At 52.9% G+C, this 13880-nt stretch carries 11 protein-coding genes and 1 pseudogene; 5 read left to right on the top strand and 7 right to left on the bottom strand.

Translation table 11 applies throughout. The annotated features are described in order from the left end of the window. From HMPREF9431_RS00930 to dxs, 7 genes are all read right to left on the bottom strand, one after another. Positions 1-633: DUF6261 family protein (locus HMPREF9431_RS00930; RefSeq protein ID WP_004379166.1), on the bottom strand; the 633-nt coding region annotated here is incomplete at its 3' end. 12 nt (positions 634-645) lie between these two features. Further along, on the bottom strand, positions 646-1017 hold the full coding sequence (locus HMPREF9431_RS00925) for a hypothetical protein (protein ID WP_004379165.1): 372 nt from the start codon (positions 1015-1017) through the stop codon (positions 646-648). Between the two features lie 25 nt (positions 1018-1042). Further along, on the bottom strand, positions 1043-3796 hold the full coding sequence (locus HMPREF9431_RS00920) for a fimbrillin family protein (RefSeq protein WP_004379164.1): 2754 nt from the start codon (positions 3794-3796) through the stop codon (positions 1043-1045). 44 nt (positions 3797-3840) lie between these two features. After that, a complete protein-coding gene (locus HMPREF9431_RS00915) occupies positions 3841-4047 on the bottom strand; it encodes a hypothetical protein (protein ID WP_004379163.1) in 207 nt (68 codons plus the stop codon). Positions 4048-4472: 425 nt separating this feature from the next. Further along, on the bottom strand, positions 4473-5930 hold the full coding sequence (locus HMPREF9431_RS00910) for a TrkH family potassium uptake protein (protein ID WP_004379162.1): 1458 nt from the start codon (positions 5928-5930) through the stop codon (positions 4473-4475). After that, complete coding sequence (gene trkA, locus HMPREF9431_RS00905; protein WP_004379161.1) at positions 5927-7273, bottom strand: Trk system potassium transporter TrkA; 1347 nt, start codon at positions 7271-7273, stop codon at positions 5927-5929. The genes HMPREF9431_RS00910 and trkA overlap by 4 nt, the downstream gene beginning before the upstream one ends. Next, on the bottom strand, positions 7270-9150 hold the full coding sequence (gene dxs, locus HMPREF9431_RS00900) for a 1-deoxy-D-xylulose-5-phosphate synthase (RefSeq protein ID WP_004379160.1): 1881 nt from the start codon (positions 9148-9150) through the stop codon (positions 7270-7272). Before dxs ends, trkA begins: the two co-directional genes overlap by 4 nt. 342 nt (positions 9151-9492) lie before the next feature. Here dxs and HMPREF9431_RS00895 point away from each other — a divergent pair, with 342 nt between their 5' ends. The 5 genes and pseudogenes from HMPREF9431_RS00895 to HMPREF9431_RS00875 all read left to right on the top strand — a co-directional run bounded on the left by HMPREF9431_RS00895 (position 9493) and on the right by HMPREF9431_RS00875 (position 13831). Then, positions 9493-10536 carry an endonuclease/exonuclease/phosphatase family protein gene (locus HMPREF9431_RS00895; RefSeq protein ID WP_004379159.1) on the top strand — a complete coding sequence of 348 codons (1044 nt, stop codon included), beginning with the start codon at positions 9493-9495 and terminating at the stop codon, positions 10534-10536. Then, positions 10533-11138, top strand: coding sequence for a uracil-DNA glycosylase family protein (locus tag HMPREF9431_RS00890; RefSeq protein ID WP_004379158.1), 606 nt, complete (start codon positions 10533-10535; stop codon positions 11136-11138). Before HMPREF9431_RS00895 ends, HMPREF9431_RS00890 begins: the two co-directional genes overlap by 4 nt. Positions 11139-11183: 45 nt before the next feature. Beyond that, complete coding sequence (udk, locus tag HMPREF9431_RS00885; RefSeq protein ID WP_004379157.1) at positions 11184-11813, top strand: uridine kinase; 630 nt, start codon at positions 11184-11186, stop codon at positions 11811-11813. A gap of 6 nt (positions 11814-11819) precedes the next feature. Then, positions 11820-12878: pseudogene (locus tag HMPREF9431_RS00880) on the top strand (Fic family protein). Between the two features lie 95 nt (positions 12879-12973). Beyond that, entirely contained in the window at positions 12974-13831 is an 858-nt protein-coding gene (locus HMPREF9431_RS00875) for an enoyl-ACP reductase FabI (RefSeq protein WP_004379154.1), read from the top strand. Positions 13832-13880: the final 49 nt, after the last annotated feature.

Raw genomic sequence — 13880 nt, 5'->3', positions numbered from 1 at the left:
CGTAGCAGAAGCCGCCTCGACATTGCCGCGCACCTCGTAGAATGCCTCGTCGGTCAGCGGACGCAATGCACTCGTCGACGAAAGCCCCGGTTTATCGGTGCCATCGATGCGTTTCAGCTCCAACTGCTCAAACTCATCGTTGGTGGTTTTCAGCATCGCGATGACCGCCGTCAGCCCTAGCGCGGCGGTGTCGGCCGATTGTTTCGCCAAATCCATCAACAGACCGTTCACATGCAGACTCTCGGCCTGCAGCACCTCCCGTTGAATGCCTTTGTAGGAGTCGACCAACTTCATCAATCGTTCGGCCGGTTCGCGCAGCGCCTTCACGGGCGAGCGGCGGTTGTTGCGGATGGTCGAGAAGAGCTGCGAAAGGAGCGCGTCGCGGTCGTCGTCCAACTGCTGCATCTTGGCCGTCAGCTCGGTATCCTGCTGGGCATTGTTCAGCTCCACTTCCTGCGCAATCAGGTCGTTCCAGGCCTTGAGCAGCTCGTCGGTGAGATGCAGTTTCTGCTTGTCCTGCGCCGCAACCAAGTTGTAAAGTTGTTGATGCAATTCGCCATGCATCGCGCTGGTATGCACCGTGATGCCAGCGTTCACCCGCACGTAGCGGGGTAGATTGTCATTGTTCTTCATTTGTTAAATGTTTTAGTGATAAAGGCTCCCGCAACAGCGCGGGAGTATTTTTTTTATAGTGCCAAACGCGTCAAGTTTGCGACTATACATCGCTTGCAGTGCGCCAAACGCATCAAGTTTGCGACTATACTCCGTTTGCATAGTGCCAAACGCATCAAGTTTGCGACTATACATCGCTTGCATAGTGCCAAACGCATCAAGTTTGCGACTATACATCGCTTGCATAGTGCCAAACGCGTCAAGTTTACGACTATACATCGCTTGCAGTGCGCCAAACGCATCAAGTTTGCGACTATACATCGCTTGCATAGTGCCAAACGCATCAAATTTGCGACTATACATCGTTTGCATAGTGCCAAATGCGTCAAGTTTGCGACTATACATATTCCTATTACAGCTCATCCCTCGTTTAATTGTCGGCTACGGGGTGGACAGAGTACCCGTACGCCCGATGTTCGTCGTACTGCGGGAGCACGACCGACAGTTCTAAGGCTAGGCTGCAAGCGTTGTTCGGGCCGATCGGGACGGCCGACCAATACAAGCCGCTGCGGCTCGCGTAGTTCAGCCAACCGTTATCGCAGTTGAGCCAGCCCGACGCGGGAAAATATACGATGGCATCAGGACTGCTGATTTTGTTGTTGAAGTTGTAACCGTAGTTCCATCTACCGTTTATATTGAATTCTGATTGCACGAAGGTATTGTTGCCAGTGGTCGTGAAGCCGGTGAAGGCGTTTGAGGCCGGCATTTTGAAACCGGCAGGACATGGGTCGTAGATGGTCTTGACGACAGCGTTGTCGTTGTAGCCAGTTACAGTATTGCCCATCGACCAGAGGTTATTATAAGTGGCGTTACACCAGTCATAATAGTAAGTTCCAGTATAGGCACACCTAAACATATTCTCAGGATGCCGGATGGCATAACCTATGGAATGGCCACCAGTGGTGTTATCGAAAGAATAACTGCCCTGTGCAATGGCATCTATACCGGGCAGGGCATCCTTACGACCAAACTGATAGAACGTGCTATAGCCTTCGCGCGTCGTGTTACCCGGATTCTGCGTAATGGTGATGTAGGCAGACTGTTTCACGCCGCCGTTGGCGGCGGTCTGCTCCACCTTCACCTTGACACTGCGGGGAGCAGAATAGGTAGTAGTATTCCAAACGGTGTATTTCCAGCCAAGCGTCTCCTGTGTGAACTTGTATTCATGGCCTTGAAAGTTCGTGCAAGCGACAGTGCCCAGCACGTCCTGCGGAGCGAACCACAGATGCCATGACCATACAACCGTGCCACCTTTTGTCACAGCAATGATGGCGTTGCCGTTCTTGATTTTGTCGGCAGGCACTTCGAACTGCACGAAGGCATTATTGCCGGCATCGCGCACTATCTTGGTTGCGCCAAACTGCACCAATCCGGCTTCATCTGCCCAAACCACCTTGGCATCGTTCACCCCATTGTTGGCTCCACTGTTGGTTTTTTCAATCCAAGGGTCGGTGATGTCCTGATCGGCGTGATCCTTGAAATGCTGGAGGATGTAAGCACCGCTGTTAGAGGTCTGATAGGAACTGGGATTGTTTGTTCCGTTCTTGATGGCATTACCATATACCAGCGGAATCTCATAGTGTCCCGGAGCGGAGATGACATAACAGTTGGCGGTGCTGCGGGCTACGCTTCCGCCCTTAGTGGAGAGGTCGTAGGGACTGCCGGCAGAGCCTAATGCCGTGGCTGATTTCAGGGCGTTGTTGCGCTTGGCGACCAGGTCATCAATGTCGGGCTTCAAGGTAGCCTGACCGATTTCACCCGAAGGAATGGTGCAACCTTCACCGTTTTCCTTTGTCAATCCCGTAATCCATGTCGGCTTCTCGGTCATGGAGAACGTACCGTCGTTGTCGGCATCATAGCCCACCACTTTCCAAGGCACAGCCTGTTTGGTGTGACTCACTGGGTCTTCGCGATAGCTTTCTATCTTATAGTTATCCGTTGCATTGGCATTGTATTCTGCTGGGGTAGGCGGCGTGGCAGTCAGTTCATACAGCCAGCTCGAGGTGTTCTGCGACAGCGCGTAGGTCTTTGTTGTGCCGGGCTTCCACGTGCCGGTGAGATTGGCTGTGATGGCGGGAGTTGGGGCATTGTCGAAATAAACTTTCACCTGCACGCCCGTAAGCGTTTGTGGAATCATATAGAACACATAGTTGTCTTGATTGTGCCCCATGATAACATTGTTTACCGCTTCCGAGGTGCTTACGCTCACGGTTCCATCACCACCGAGTGTAAACGTTGCAGGCGCAGAGAGTGTGGAAGCATCCCATGCGCCGGTGTGGTTTTTATCGGTAGGCAGCACATATTTGCCTTTGCTTAGCGCATTAACAATCTCCACCTTGGTGATGTGCTTGCTGTAAGAAAGGTTTTGTCCCACCTTGAAACGCACCGCCGTGAGCGCATGGCGGAAAGTGAGATCGGTGCGAGGAGCTGTTCCCATCACATCTAAATGCACGTTGCCCGAGCAGGCTGTCATCAAATCTTTTTGATTCTTTACATCGGGCTCTACTTCAAAGTTGACGTAGGGCGTGCCTGTATGGCTTGCCGGCGAGAGTTGCAGCTTGCTATAGGGCTTCGGATAAACCGCATAGAAGCAACCGTGGTTCTTAAACCAATCCCAATAGATGGGAGTAACAAGGTTACCATCCTTCTTGGTGTCCTTATCATAAAACCAAGGCTCGAGGCTTGTGTCCGACGAGCCATAGAAGGCCGTGGTTGAGAAGTTACCCATGTTGGGCAGGGTTGTGATGTTCGCACGGGTCGGCGCGCCGTCTTCCCATTGTGAGGGCACACCGGCAACAGTGGTTTCAATCAAGCAGATGTCACTACTTGCTGCTTTGCCTTGCACGGGCAGTTTCTGCATCGTGAGGTCTTCGGGTGCAAGGTCTTGCAATGCCAACTGGTTGGCAAAGGCTGTGCGCGTCACAGACTGGTTGGCTTTGGCCGCAGCCTGCGCCTCGTCTTGCTTTTCCGAAACATTAAAAGCGACGAGCGCCTTACCGTTGTTCTCATTCGAATCAATATCTTTGTCGGAACAAGCAAACAGTGCAAGGCCGACCGTAAAACTTGCGGCAACGAATGGAAGGACGTGCCGCAGTCTATTGTTATAGAAATATTTTCTTGTCATTGATTACCTTTTTAAATTGTTATCTACTTTGGTGGGACAAAGGTTTAGTCCTCTTCTTCCCATCCACCGCCCCAGCGTTTAGCACCCGAGAGGTTGGTGTCTTCGTCATCTTCGGTGGGGTTTTCTATCGTGACGCTACCACCTTGGTCACCGCCCGGTCGTGCCTTGGGCGCACTTTCGCCCAACAAATAGTGCTCGGTCGCAAGGTGGATGACCGTGCATGCAGGCGCTTCATACAATTTTTTCTTCATTTTTGTTCTGTTTAAATGATTATATTTACTACTATTGATTTCTTGCTTCACAGGTTCAGTTACACACACGAAAAAGCATCTGCAAAGAGCTTTGAAAGCTCCTTGCAGATGCTTGAAACGGCGAACCGACGCCCGCGCCGGGCGCACCGCTATCGCCTTAGTACAGAGACTTAGACCGTTGTTAGAATGTGTGTGTGTGTGTGTGTTACACTTTTATTTGGTTCTGCCAAATAAAAGATGTTAAAACTTACACTGCTTGAAAAATTATTTTTCGTCTGCATTACAAACACTTTCTGTTTAATTCGGCGGCAAAGGTAATACTTTTTAATGATATAAGATGCAAAATGGAATAGGAAATTTTACATGGCAGCGAAATGAAAGGTGATTTTTACGCGCATTCGGGATAAGATTCGGCCTCATCTGCCTTAACTGTCTTTCCAAAAAGCGGGCGTGAAAATCACCAAAATCGTGAAAATCTCCAAACGGCCGATGAGCATCAGCGCCGAGCAGAGCCATTTGATGCCCGCCGGCAACATCGACCAGCTCATCGTGGGGCCAATCTCAATGCCGAGCGTGGGGCCTACGTTGCCGATGGAACTCAGCACAATGGTGATGGCGTTGGTGTTGTCGACGCCGGCCTCGATGATGATGAACGACGCGACGAGGCACAACATCAGGTAGACGGCCAGGAACGCCAGCAGCGTGATGCGCTTTTGCTGCGAAATGCTCGCGCCGTCGATGTGCATCGGCAACACGGCGTTGGGGTGGAGAATTTGTTTGAACTCGTTGCGAATGATTTTTATAATCATCAGGCTGCGAATGCTCTTAAAACCGCCGCTCGTGCTGCCCGAACAGGCGCCGAGAAACATGCAAGTGGCCAGCACCACCCAGGTGACGTGGGGCCACTTGGCGGCGTCGTCGTTGAACAGGCCGGTGGTGGTGATGAACGACACGACTTGGAATATGCCGCAACGAAAAGCTTTCTCCACGTCGTAGCCGTTGTAAAGCATCAGCTCAACCATGATGAAAAGCGTGAAGGTCAGCACCACGAAAAGGTAGAATTTAAACTCGGCGTTCTTCCACATTGGTTTCAGGCTGCGGCGCAGGGCGGTGGTATAGAGCAGCGTGAAATTCGCACCCGAGAGGAAACAAAACAGTGTGGCGACATATTCGATGGCGGGCGAGCGAAAGAACTCGGCGCTGTTGTTGTGGGTGGAAAATCCGCCCGTGGCCGTGCTGCCCATGGCATAGTTGAGGCTGTCAAACCAGCCCATGCCAAAGGCCATGAACGACAGTACGCAAGCGAGGGTGAGCAAGAAGTAGACGGTCCAAATCCACTTGGCGCTGGTGCTCAGTCGCGGATGGAGCTTCGAGCTGATGGGGCCTGTTGCTTCGGCTGCAAACACCTTCACCGAGCCACCCACAAACGACGGCAGGATGGCGGTAGTGAAGAACACGATGCCCAAACCGCCAATCCATTGCGTCATGCTGCGCCAAAAGAGCAGGCCGTGGGGCAGCGCGTCGACATTGTCCAAGATGGTGGCGCCTGTGGTGGTGAACCCCGACATGGTTTCGAAATAGGCGTCGGTGAAACTCGGAATGTAGCCGCTGATAACAAACGGTAGCGTGCCAAAAAGACTGAAGATGACCCACGAAAGCGACACCACGAGGTAGGCGTCGCGACGGCTCATGGTGTTGTCGGAATGGCGCCCGAGATAGCGCAGCACGATACCCGTGAGCAGCGTGAGCACAATGCTGATGGCAAACGGCATTTCGTCGTCTTCGCCAAAACCAATGGCCATGGCGAAGCAGGCCAGCATGATGGCTACTTCGATGAACAGCAGCGAGCCGAGGATTTTAAAAATGGTGTCGCGATGAATCATTTGTTGAACAGATTCTCAATTTTCTTCAGATAAATGTTGTGGCAGAACACCATCACCGAGTCGCCGGCTTGAATGGTGGTGTTGCCCGAAACGAGGATGCCTTCGCCATTCCTCACCAATCCGCCAATGGTGACGCCGGCCGGCAGCTTGAGGTCTTTCACCGCTTTTTGCGTGATTTTGGCGCCTTCTTGCGGGATGAATTCAGCCACGTCGGCGTCGGCATTCATCAAAAAGCGCACGTTGTGCACGTTGGCATCGAGCATCATTTGATAGATGTGGCTGGCAGCGATGGCTTTCTTGTTGATGATGGTGCCGATGTCTAAACTCTCGGCCATGTTCACATAATCCATGTTCTCCACCATCGCCACGGTTTTCCTTACGCCCATGCGTTTGGCGGTGAGGCAAGCCAAGATGTTGGTTTCGGCATTTCCCGTGACGGCCACAAAGGCTTGCGTGTTGCGGATGCCTTCTTCTTGCAGCAGTGCCAAGTCGCGTCCGTCGCCGTGAATGATGAGGGCGCGGTCGTCGTCGAGCATCTCGTTGAGCTTGGTGCAACGATCTTCGCTGGCTTCGATAATCTTAATATCCAAATAGTCGGGCATGGTTTTCACAGCGCGCACGGCGGTGCGTCCTCCGCCCATGATCATCACGTTTTTCACATCGACATAATGTTCCTTACCCACGATTTTGCGCACGTAGGGAATATATTGCCGCGTGGTCATGATGTAAACCATGTCGTAGAGCTTCAGTTCGTCGTTACCGCCGGGGATGATGGTGTCGCCGTTGCGTTTGATGGCCACCACATGATAGGGGTCGTCGGGACCGCTGATGTCCTTGAGCGGTTGGTTGAGCACCTCGCACGTCTCGCGCAGCTTGATGCCCAACATCACCAAAGCGCCGTCGTGCACGTCCCAGCGTTGGCGCACCCAGCTCATCTTCAATCCGTTGATGATGTCGGTGGCGGCCAACATTTCGGGATAGATGATGGAGTCGATGCCCAATTTGTCGAACGTTTGCACGAGTGTGTCGGTGGTGTATTCGTAGTTGTCAACCTTGGCCACGGTTTTCTTTGTTCCGAGCGATTTAGCCAAGGTGCAGCTCACGATGTTTTTGTTTTGGTCGGGCGTGACGGCGACAAAGAGGTCGGCATCTTCGGCACCCGCCTCTTTGAGCGCTTGCAGGCGGGTGCAAGGTGCCTGCATCATCATCAGGTCGAAGTCTGAGCCAAATTTTTCTAAGTTCTCGCTGCTTTCATCCATGAGCACAATGTCTTGGTTGTTGCGCGAGAGCAATTTGGCTAAATAGGTGCCAATGGTGTAGGCGCCGGCAATGATAATTCTCATTTGTATGCTTGGTTTATGGCGGCAACGATGCTGTCGACATCCATGTGACAGATGTGTTGCAGTTCGTCAACGGTGCCATGTTCAATAAATTCGTCGGGGATGCCCATACGTGTCACGGGCAGCGCGTAACCGTGGTCGTTCATCCATTCCAGCACGGCGCTGCCCATACCGCCTTGCATGCAACCGTCTTCGAGCGTGATGAGACGTTCGTAGTGTTGGCAGATGTCGTGCAGCAGCGCATCGTCTAAGGGTTTCAAGAAACGCAGGTCATAATGCCCCACGTTCAGCCCAGATTGTGCGATAGCTTTCGTGGCGTTGTTGCCGATGGGACCGATGCTCACGATGGCCACGCGATCGCCTTGACGCAGACAGCGGCCGGTGCCCACGTTGATTTCGGTGAGCGGACAATGCCAATCGGGCAACACACCGTGGCCGCGCGGATAGCGGATCACAAAAGTGCCTTTTTCGGGCAGTTGCGCGGTGTACATGAGCCGGCGTAGCTCATGCTCGTCCATGGGACTGGCGATGGTGAGATGAGGGATGGGGCGCAGTGCAGCCATGTCGAAGGCGCCGTGGTGCGTGGGACCGTCTTCGCCCACCAATCCGGCTCGATCAAAGCAGAGCACCACAGGCAGACGCAGCAGCGCCAGGTCGTGGATTATGTTGTCGTAGGCGCGTTGAGCAAAGGCGCTGTAGATGTTGCAGAAGGGTTGCAGCCCGTCTTTGGCCATGCCGCCCGAGAAAGTGACGGCGTGCCCTTCGGCAATGCCCACGTCGAAAACACGTTGCGGCATTTCCTTTTGCATGATGGTCATCGAGCAGCCTGTGGGCATGGCCGGCGTGACACCCACGATACGCGGATTGCTTTGCGCGAGTTCTAACAGCGTGTGGCCAAACACATCTTGGAATTTGGCAGGCTGATTGGCGTTGTCTTGCACAATGCGCTCACCCGTGTCGGCATTGAATTTTCCGGGTGCGTGCCACACGGTAGCCTGCTGTTCGGCAGGTTTGTAGCCTTTGCCTTTGATGGTGTGCAGATGAAGCAGCTTCGGCCCTTTCATGTCTTTGAGCTGTTGCAGCACACGCACAATTTCAACGACGTTGTGGCCATCGAACGGACCGAAATAGCGGATGTTCATGCCTTCGAACACGTTTTGCTGATGGCTCAGTGCACTCTTCAGTGCGTTGTTAAAGCGGATGAGCCCTTTGCGCCGGCTGTCGTTGAGATAACCTTTGCTTCGCAGCCAACTGCTGGCTTTGAAGCGCAAACGGTTGTAGGTTTCGGTGGTGTCTAATTGCAGCAGATATTTCTCCATGCCACCCACGGCACGATCAATCGACATATCGTTGTCGTTGAGCACGATGAGTAAATCGTTGGGCGTGCTCGAAGCATTGTTGAGCCCCTCGAAGGTGAGTCCGCCGCTCATGGCACCATCGCCCGTAACGGCCACCACATGGCGCCCCGTTCCGTTGGCTGCCACCGCCATGCCGAGTGCAGCCGAGACGGCGTTGCTGGCATGTCCGCAGGCAAACGTGTCGTATTCGCTTTCCATCGGTGTGGGGAAGGGACGAATACCGTGCAGCTTGCGGTTGGTGTGAAACTGTGCGCGCCGTCCCGTCAAAATCTTATGTCCGTAGGCCTGATGACCCACATCCCACACGATGCGGTCGTTGGGCGTGTCAAACACATAGTGCAGCGCCACCGTGAGCTCCACCACACCCAATGACGAGGCAAAGTGGCCGGGGTTTTTCGACACCTTTTCTATAATGTCTTGGCGCAGTTCGTCGCACACTTGTGGCAGCTGATCGATGCGCAGTTTCCGCAAGTCGGCGGGGAATTGAATTTGATTTAATAATGTAAAATCAGGATTACTCATTGCTACGATAGTCGCTAATGTTTAGCCCTGCAAAGGTACGCAATATGGTGGGAAACGCAAAGAAAAGCCATTTATTATTTACTTTTCGCGGGGAACAGCGGCGCGGAACGGGCGCACCCGTAGGCCTGTGAACGGATAAAACGAGAAAAACAAAATATGAAAAATCATCTTTCAAACATATTTCTCGTTGAAATGACTCTCCGGAACAACGATAAATCTTATTTTTCTCTGCCGCAACTCCACCTTATTTAAATTATTTGCGTAATTTTGTAAGCACTTGCGCCGGCAGGGCTTGGCGCACGTTTCGTTTCGAACAATAAAACATCAATCGAGATAACAACAATGAAGAAATCGCTTTTTCTGCTCTTCGCATGGTGCATCGCCGTGGTTGCCACAGCGCAACAAAAGGCGCGCGTCTATGCTGTGGGCTTCTACAACCAAGAAAATTTGTTTGACACCTGCCACGATGCCGGCAAAAAAGATTACGACTTTCTGCCCAGCGGCTCCTACAAATGGGATGGGCTGAAATATGGCCACAAACTGCGCAACATGGCACGCGCACTGGCCGACATGGGCACCGACGTGCTGCCGCATGTGGGATGCGCCGTCATTGGCTTGAGCGAGGTGGAGAATCGCCGCGTACTGGAAGACCTTGTGCAGCAACAGCCCCTGGCCGAGCGTGGCTATGCCTTTGCCCACATCGAGGGACCCGACCGCCGCGGCATCGACTGCGCCCTGCTCTATAATCCGCAATTGTTCACAAAACAAACCGAGCGCCTGGTGCCCTATGTGATGCGCGAGGCCAAAGACAGCGCCTTCTACACCCGCGGCTTCTTCACCGTGACGGGCGAACTGGCCGGCGAGCCTGTGGCCTTCATCGTGTGCCACTTGCCAAGCCGATTCAGCGGTCCGAGCTATCGCGAATGGGGTGCCACGCAGGTGCGCGCCGTGAAAGACTCGCTCCTGGCGCTCAACCCCGCCATGAAGGTGATGGTGATGGGCGACATGAACGACGACCCCACTGACAACAGCATGCGCCAATGCCTCTCGGCCAAGGCTGAGGAGGCGCAGGTGGGACCGCAAGACATGTACAACCCATGGTATAACATACTCGTCAAGCAGGGCACGGGCACGCTGCAATATCGCGGCGCATGGAACCTGTTCGACCAGATTATCCTCTCGCCCAACCTGCTCAATGCGCCAGGCACAAAGGACTTCTCGACGCTGAAATTCTGGAAGGCGCGCATCCAACGCATGCCCTATCTCTTCGAAACCGAGGGCAAATATAAAGGTTCGCCCAAGCGCACCACGGCCGGCGGCGTGTGGCTCGACGGCTATTCCGACCACCTGCCCGTGTGTGTCTACCTCGTCAAAACGCTACAATGATGCAGCCCATGGAAACGCCCACACCACAACCCATCGAGACGCACCCCTTCGAGCCGTGGCTGCCCAAAAATGCGCGGCTGCTGATGCTCGGCACGTTTCCGCCGGCACCCAAACGTTGGTGCATGGCGTGGTATTATCCCAACTTTCAAAATGACATGTGGCGAATCTTCGGCCACGTGTTCTTCGGCGACAAGCTACATTTCGTCGACCAAGAGCACAAGACGTTCCGCCTCGAGGCACTCAAAGCCTTTCTCGCCGAAACGGGCGTGGCCATCTTCGACACGGGGCTGCGCATTCGTCGCACAAAGAACAACGCCTCCGACAAGGACCTCGAAATCGTGGAGCAAGCCGACATCGACGGGCTGCTGCGCCAACTGCCCCAGTGCAAAGGCGTGCTGGCCGCCGGACAATTGGCCACGCAGGTGTTTATGCAGCATTTCGGCATCAAGCAAATGCCCAAGATGGGATGCTTCGCCAAGTTTACCTTCGAAGGCCGCACGATGCGCCTCTATCGCGTGCCGAGCAGCAGTCGCGCCTATCCCATGGCCGTGGAGAAAAAGGCCGCTTTCTATCAGAAAATGTTCGACGATGTGCTGCGCTAACGCTCGCCGCATCGCCATCGCTTAACAACATAAAACGCAAAGAAAATGTTTGAAGACAAAACCACCATCATTGGCATCGCTGGCGGAACCGGCAGCGGCAAAACCACCGTCGTGAAGAAAATTGTCGAGGCCTTGCCACCCCATTATGTGGCCGTCGTACCGCTCGACTCCTACTACAACGACACGTCGCATATGACCGACGAAGAACGCCACGCCATCAACTTCGACCATCCCGACGCCTTCGACTGGAAACTGCTCCACAAACAGGTCAACGACCTGCGTGAGGGGCGTGCCATCGAGCAACCCACCTACAGCTATCTGCAATGCAACCGGCTGTCCGAAACTATCCACGTCGAGCCAAAACCCGTCATCATCATCGAAGGCATCATGACGCTGCTCAACAAAAAACTGCGCGACCTCATGGACCTTAAAATCTTCGTCGACTGCGACCCCGACGAGCGACTCATCCGCAACATTCAGCGCGACACCATCGATCGCGGCCGCACCGTCTCCATGGTCGTCGAACGCTATTTGGAAGTGCTCAAACCCATGCACGAACAATTCATCGAACCCACCAAGCGCTTTGCCGACATCATCATTCCGCAAGGTGGCGAAAACACACGCGGCATCTCCATTCTGCGCAACTACATCGAGGGTCTGGTGCCCAAGGAATGAACCAACATGACCGACTTTGAAGAATATATACGACAGAGCGAACCGTATAAACGCGAGAAAGGCTATGCGTGGCAAACGGCTATCGGGCTGCAGGCCGTCGATGGGCTAAAAACTTCCGACTATCTGCGAGAGACTGCGCACCAGCACATCGAGGGCGACATCACCATCGAGGAAGTAAAGCAACTGATCAATCGCTATCACGAATCGAAGACCGCGCGGAAGGATGTTGAGGACAGGACGGAAGAGGCCGATAAAGTTTCGGCACGCATTACTGAATTGCTTTCCGAACAAAGTTTCACGTTCTAACCATTAGAATATATTGCTATTCATCGCCGGCTGTTCGAAGGCATTTATCCTCATGCAGGCACGATAAGGGATTACAATATCACGAAAAAAGAATGGGTACTCGATGGCGAGACCATGCTATATGCCGGTGCTGACAGCATTCGCGAGACTTTGGATTACGACTTCGCACGTGAAAAGGAATATGATTATCAACAGCATGGAACAGCTGAAGCCGTAAGCCACATCGCACAATTCATTTCAGACCTTTGGCAAATTCATCCATTTGGCGAGGGCAACACGCGCACAACAGCCGTCTTCGCCATTAAATATCTGCGCACGTTCGACTTCGACATCAGCAACGAAACCTTTGCCGATTATTCGTGGTACTTTCGCAATGCACTGGTGCGCGCCAACTACAACAACATACCCAAAGGCATCTTTGCCACAACGCAATTTTTGGAAGCCTTCTTCCGCAATTTGATTTTGAACGAGCAGCATGAGTTAAAAAATCGTTTTCTACATGTTTCGGTACAAGCCCAAAGTGCAACGGCAGATGCTCCTAAGTGCAATGATTGCACTTTGAATTGCACTTTAGAAGAGTTGGCGCTGCTCAACCTTATGAAAGAGAAACCCCATGCAACCCAAAAAGAGATTGCAGCACATATCGGCAAATCGGAGCGGACGGTGAAAACCATGACTGTGAAATTGGCGAAACAAGGCCTCATAGAACGCAAAAATGGTCGGCGCAATGGCTATTGGGCGATTAAAACGACGCTTTAATCTCATCCCATATTCCGCAATAAAACCAGCCTTTTCTTGGCTATTTCTCATAAAAGAAGTAACTTCGCAGCCTAATTCATTATTAAATAATAATTATGTCATACAATTTATTGAAAGGAAAGCGCGGCATCATCTTCGGTGCACTCAACGACATGTCGATTGCATGGAAAGTGGCTGAACGCTGCGCAGAAGAAGGAGCGTCCATGGTGTTGAGCAACACGGAAATGGCACTCCGCATGGGCGAACTCGATGGTTTGGCAAAGAAAATCAATGCACCCATCATTGCAGCCGATGCTACCAACTACGACGAATTGGAAAATGTGTTTGTCAAAGCGCAAGAGCTGCTCGGTGGAAAAATCGACTTTGTGCTCCACTCAATTGGTATGAGTCCCAACGTGCGCAAACGCCGCACATACGATGATCTCGATTATAACTGGCTGAACAAGACGCTCGGCATCTCGGCCATCTCATTCCACAAGATGTTACAGGCCGCTAAGAAGGTCGATGCCATCGCTGAATATGGTTCGGTGGTTGCCCTCACCTATGTAGCTTCGCATCGCACATTCTTCGGTTACAACGACATGGCCGACGCAAAGAGCTTGTTGGAAAGCATCGCTCGTAGCTTTGGCTACATCTATGGCCGCGAAAAGAACGTGCGTATCAACACCGTTTCACAATCGCCTACCGCTACCACCGCTGGTAAAGGCATCAAAGACATTGACAACATGATGGACTTTGCCGACAAGATGTCGCCCTTAGGCAACGCTACGGCCGACGATTGCGCCGACTACTGCGTGACACTCTTCAGCGACCTCACACGTAAGGTGACCATGCAGACGCTGTTCCACGATGGAGGTTTCTCGAACATGGGTATGAGCCTGCGCGCTATGAACCAATACAGCAAAGACCTTGACGCCTATAAGGACGAACAAGGTAAGGTGATTTACGGTTAATCCGTTACGCCGACACACTACATCAAACAAGCAAGTTGCAAAGCTGGAT

This window comes from Segatella oulorum F0390 (assembly GCF_000224615.1).
In the GTDB taxonomy this organism is placed as follows: Bacteria; Bacteroidota; Bacteroidia; order Bacteroidales; family Bacteroidaceae; genus Prevotella; species Prevotella oulorum.
This window is presented reverse-complemented; position numbering and strand designations above follow the sequence as displayed.

Excerpts from the sequence above, each read along its gene's own strand:
- HMPREF9431_RS00890 (WP_004379158.1), top strand. The coding sequence starts at position 10,533 with ATGATGCAGCCCATGGAAACGCCCACACCACAACCCATCGAGACGCAC.
- HMPREF9431_RS00920 (WP_004379164.1), bottom strand. The coding sequence starts at position 3,796 with ATGACAAGAAAATATTTCTATAACAATAGACTGCGGCACGTCCTTCCA.
- udk (WP_004379157.1), top strand. The coding sequence starts at position 11,184 with ATGTTTGAAGACAAAACCACCATCATTGGCATCGCTGGCGGAACCGGC.
- HMPREF9431_RS00915 (WP_004379163.1), bottom strand. The coding sequence starts at position 4,047 with ATGAAGAAAAAATTGTATGAAGCGCCTGCATGCACGGTCATCCACCTT.
- HMPREF9431_RS00895 (WP_004379159.1), top strand. The coding sequence starts at position 9,493 with ATGAAGAAATCGCTTTTTCTGCTCTTCGCATGGTGCATCGCCGTGGTT.
- HMPREF9431_RS00925 (WP_004379165.1), bottom strand. The coding sequence starts at position 1,017 with ATGTATAGTCGCAAACTTGACGCATTTGGCACTATGCAAACGATGTAT.
- dxs (WP_004379160.1), bottom strand. The coding sequence starts at position 9,150 with ATGAGTAATCCTGATTTTACATTATTAAATCAAATTCAATTCCCCGCC.
- HMPREF9431_RS00910 (WP_004379162.1), bottom strand. The coding sequence starts at position 5,930 with ATGATTCATCGCGACACCATTTTTAAAATCCTCGGCTCGCTGCTGTTC.
- HMPREF9431_RS00875 (WP_004379154.1), top strand. The coding sequence starts at position 12,974 with ATGTCATACAATTTATTGAAAGGAAAGCGCGGCATCATCTTCGGTGCA.
- trkA (WP_004379161.1), bottom strand. The coding sequence starts at position 7,273 with ATGAGAATTATCATTGCCGGCGCCTACACCATTGGCACCTATTTAGCC.